Consider the following 4,125-nt stretch of genomic DNA (forward strand, 5'->3'; position numbering starts at 1 on the left):
CGTAAGGCTTGATCCTATAACCAGTCTGTTTCGGCAGCCGTTAGCGCTTCAGCGCTGATGGATGACCAACGCAGAGCATCGAGCAGCGCAGCTGATCGGTGCGGCGCGCGGTGTGAAGCACCGGCGCGCTGGTTAGAATTCTCGTGTGCGATACACACAACCCAAGATTACTGCTTCTTCCGGATTGGTCGCGCTGCGAAGCACCGCGACAACCCCTTTTGCCTGATGACCATAGCGAGTCGGTCCCACCCCTTCCCATCCCGAACAGGACCGTGAAACGACTCTACGCCGATGATAGTGCGGATTCCCGTGTGAAAGTAGGTAATCGTCAGGCTCCCCCAAGCCAGAAACCCCCGCCCGACCCGGCGGGGGTTTTTGCATTTCCGGCCGGGAAATCGATGGCCGGGAAATCGGCGCCATTGCGCCTCCGCCACCTGGCCGGATCATCTTCTGATCGTTTCATCCGCGCGCAAGCCGACGCGACAAACCTCCGCTCCAAACCACACCGACGCGATTTGATACGATCGACAAATCGGCACATCACTGTCCCGATAGCCGGGCGACACGGCACTTTGCTTAACAGAGACAGTTACGAAGAGAGGGCGGGATGAACATTGGCGACGCCTCGCGCGAGTCCGGGGTCAGCGCAAAGATGATCCGGTATTACGAGCAAGTCGGCCTTCTGACGCCGACCCGGCGAAGCGATTCCGGTTACCGGGTCTATGGCGTCGACGAAATCCACATCTTGCGCTTCATCCGCCAGGCTCGCCGGCTAGGCTTTCTCGTCGAAGACATCCGCAAATTGCTCGCACTCTGGCAGGATCGCTCGCGAGCCAGCGCCGAGGTGAAGGCGATCGCGCTGGAGCATGTGGCCGAACTCGACAAACGGATCGCTGAACTCACCGACATGCGCGACACCCTCGCGGCGCTGGCCGACCATTGCCACGGGGACGGGCGCCCGGAATGCCCGATTTTGGCGCGTCTTGCTGACGCAGCGTGCGACCCAGATTAGTGCGCGAACACTATGTGCCCGGAACCGAAATTTTCACGATTCCCATAAAATCAAAGACTTGTCAGGAGTGGCGGTCGCTGTATTCCAATCTGGAATGAAAGTCATGCCGCCATTTCACTGGCAACTTGGTGCAGCGTCGCTATAATCAGGGATAACCCTATACGGGAAATCCCTGAAAACTCATTCGCCAGGGAACCGTCCCTTCCTTGGAGAACATCATGATCGCCTACATCGTCGAAAAGCTGAGCAACTGGTTCGAATCCGCAGAACGTAGCCGCCGTGAGGCCTATCTGGCCGCATCGTCGGATATCGTGCAGCTCGAGCAGCGCATTCGCACGCTCGAAACGAATGGCTACTCGCTGTAACCGGAGTCGCTGACAGGCGCCGCGCAGCGCCCGCCAACAAGCAAGCCCCGTACTGTCGGGGCTTTGTTGTTTGTGCGCGGAAGATCTGGATATCCCGCGTCGCACGCGTTATGTTATGGGCCTATTTGTCACCAAAGGGCAAGGTCATGCGCTTGCACATTGATATCGATGGCGCTTACTGCTTGCGTGTCGGGCTGGCTGGGCTGTTGTTCGCCCATGCGCCGGCCGGCTACGCCGAAACCGCGTCGCAACCGCTGATTCTTGGTACCCAAAGCGGCATTCAGGACGGAAAGGGCGGCTTGGTGCTGCAGACCGCGCCGTTGTCGAGGGAGCCGATCGTCGAGCCGGCGCACATCAGGACGCCGGCGGAACAGGCGCCGAATTCGTCGGTGCCGATGTACATCGCCCCGTACATCAACGTCCCCGGATGGAACGCGACGACGCAGGGCCAGTCGCCGTCGCCATCGAGGCCGCGACCTCAGCCTCGGCAGCAATGAGCGAATGCAGCGGGCGCCGTTCAGTTGCCGCGGTGTTCGATCGAGAAGCAGGCGCCTGAATCCTGGGCAAGCGCTTCCGTCAGATAGGGCAGCGCTTCGTTCAGGCTCGCCGCGAGCGTATAGGGCGGATTCAGGATGAACATGCCGCTGCCGTATAGCCCGAGTCCGTCCGACGGCGGATTTGACACGGTCAGCGTGACGTGCAGCCAGTTGTCCGCCTGCAGCCGTTTCAGCTGTTCGGGAAAGCGCTGCGATTCGGCGCGCGTGACCTGCGGATACCAGATCGCATAGCATCCCGTCGCAAACCGTTTCAGGCTCTCGGTCACGCATGTCACGGTGCGCGCGTAGTCCTTCTTGTCCTCATAGGACGGGTCGATCAGGACGAGCGCGCGCCGGGGCGGCGGCGGCAGCAAGGACATGATGCCGTCGAAGCCGTCGCCCGGGAAAATCATCGCGCGGCGGCCCGCGTCGCGGAAGTTATGGCGCAGCACGTCGATTTCGGTGCTGTGCAGTTCGAACAGGCGCATCCGGTCCTGTTCGCGCATCAGCCGCCACGCGATGTACGGCGAGCCGGGGTAATAGCGCAACTCGCCATCGTCGTTCAGCGCGCGCACTTCGTCGACGTACTCGGCCAGCAGCGGCGGCAGGTTCTTGTCGTTCCACAGGCGACCGATGCCGGTGTCGAATTCCCCCGTCTTTGCCGCATAGCCGTCATGGAGCGAATACACGCCGGCCCCGGCGTGCGTATCGATATACCAGTACGACTTGTCTTTCTTGTTCAGGTGGCGCAGCAACTGGACGACGACGGCGTGCTTGAGCACGTCTGCGTGGTTGCCTGCGTGAAAACCGTGACGATAGCTGAGCATGGCGGGCGGCCTGGAACGGGAGAGTGAATCAACAAAAAAACGGCAATCGCGCGCATCCGGCGAGGCGGGCGTCGACGCGGCCGCGTATTGTACGCGAGTGGCCGCGAGCAGCCCTATTCGTAGGTGCTGCCGACGAGATCCTCAATGTGTTGCTTGACGTCGGGGACGAGCTTGGCGACCACGTCGAGCGCATGCATGTTCTCGACGATCTGCTCCACTCGCGACGCGCCCGTAATGACCGAGCTGACGTGCGGATTCGTCAGCACCCAGGCGATCGCGAGCTGACCGACGTTGCAGCCGAGTTCGCCGGCGATGTGAGCGAGCTTCTCGACGATGTCGTTTTTCGCCGGATCGGTGAGCTGCTCGCGCAGCCAGTCGTATCCCTGCAGTTGGGCGCGGCTGCCGGCCGGGACGCCGTGGCGATACTTGCCGGTGAGCAGGCCGGAGGCCAGCGGGCTCCATGTCGTGAGCCCGAGACCGAGGTCCTCGTAGAGCCGGCGGTATTCCTGTTCCACACGCTTGCGGTGGAACAGGTTGTATTGGGGCTGCTCGACGACGGGCTGGTGCAGGTGGTGGCGCTCGGCGATCTCGCAGGCCGCGCGGATCTCGTCTGCGCTCCATTCCGACGTGCCCCAGTACAGCGCCTTGCCACGCGTGATCATGTCGCTCATCGCCCAGACCGTTTCCTCGATCGGCGTATGGGGATCGGGGCGATGGCAGTAAACCAGGTCGACGTAATCGAGTTCCAGTCGATGCAGCGATCCGTCGATCGCGTTCAGCAGATACTTGCGATTCAACGTGTGATATTGATTCGGCGCCTCCGCGAGACCCCAGAAGAACTTGGTCGACACGACATAGCTGATGCGCGCCCAGCCGAGCGACTTGAGCGCATGCCCCATGATTTCTTCCGATTTGCCGCCCGCATAGACTTCCGCGTTGTCGAAGAAGTTGACGCCCGCATCGCGTGCTGCCGCGAGGCATTCCCGCGCCGTGCGCCGGTCGATCTGATTGCCGTACGTGACCCATGAGCCGAGCGAGAGTTCGCTGACCTGCAGGCCGGAGCGGCCGAGCCGTCGATAGTTCATGCCTGCCTCCTGCATGACGTGATCGACATTAAGCTTAGACGTTCCGCGTGCGAATGGCAGCCGTGGATCATGCACAATAGCGGCGTGGCCGCCGGCAGGTGCGAGGGTTGCGCGACCGTCAGGCGTCCGCGCGCTTCATTGACCTAACAGAAGGAGACGTGCATGGCAGCAGCGGATTTGAGCGGCAAGGTAGCGGTCGTCACGGGCGCCGCGAGCGGCATCGGCAAGGAAATCGCGCTGGAGCTGGCGAAGGCGGGCGCGGCGGTCGCGATCGCCGACCTGAACCAGGACGGCGCGAAC

The 4,125-nt window shown here is 62.1% G+C and carries 6 protein-coding genes and 1 rRNA gene; 5 read left to right on the top strand and 2 right to left on the bottom strand.

Annotated elements, in window-relative coordinates:
• The first annotated feature begins 221 nt into the window (after positions 1-221).
• The 4 genes from rrf to LIG30_RS25720 all read left to right on the top strand — a co-directional run bounded on the left by rrf (position 222) and on the right by LIG30_RS25720 (position 1,874).
• Positions 222-334: ribosomal RNA gene (rrf, locus tag LIG30_RS23085) — 5S ribosomal RNA — on the top strand.
• A 273-nt stretch (positions 335-607) separates the two neighbouring features.
• Positions 608-1,012 (top strand): Cu(I)-responsive transcriptional regulator, encoded by a 405-nt coding sequence (gene cueR / locus LIG30_RS23090; RefSeq protein WP_038715848.1) that lies wholly within the window; start codon positions 608-610, stop codon positions 1,010-1,012.
• A gap of 218 nt (positions 1,013-1,230) precedes the next feature.
• Positions 1,231-1,377, top strand: coding sequence for a DUF3563 family protein (locus LIG30_RS25715; protein WP_083494153.1), 147 nt, complete (start codon positions 1,231-1,233; stop codon positions 1,375-1,377).
• Between the two features lie 146 nt (positions 1,378-1,523).
• Entirely contained in the window at positions 1,524-1,874 is a 351-nt protein-coding gene (locus LIG30_RS25720; protein WP_083494152.1) for a hypothetical protein, read from the top strand.
• Positions 1,875-1,894: 20 nt separating this feature from the next.
• Here the strand turns inward: LIG30_RS25720 and LIG30_RS23095 are convergent, their stop codons facing one another.
• Both LIG30_RS23095 and LIG30_RS23100 read right to left on the bottom strand, forming a co-directional pair.
• Positions 1,895-2,740, bottom strand: coding sequence for a 23S rRNA (adenine(2030)-N(6))-methyltransferase RlmJ (locus LIG30_RS23095; protein ID WP_038715849.1), 846 nt, complete (start codon positions 2,738-2,740; stop codon positions 1,895-1,897).
• Between the two features lie 113 nt (positions 2,741-2,853).
• On the bottom strand, positions 2,854-3,825 hold the full coding sequence (locus LIG30_RS23100; protein ID WP_038715850.1) for a potassium channel beta subunit family protein: 972 nt from the start codon (positions 3,823-3,825) through the stop codon (positions 2,854-2,856).
• A 162-nt stretch (positions 3,826-3,987) separates the two neighbouring features.
• On the opposite strand from LIG30_RS23100, the gene LIG30_RS25725 reads away from it, so the two are divergent.
• A partial coding sequence (locus LIG30_RS25725; RefSeq protein ID WP_152986209.1) for an SDR family NAD(P)-dependent oxidoreductase occupies positions 3,988-4,125 on the top strand: 138 nt, incomplete at its 3' end.

Source organism: Burkholderia sp. lig30, from assembly GCF_000687455.2.
In the GTDB taxonomy this organism is placed as follows: domain Bacteria; phylum Pseudomonadota; class Gammaproteobacteria; order Burkholderiales; family Burkholderiaceae; genus Burkholderia.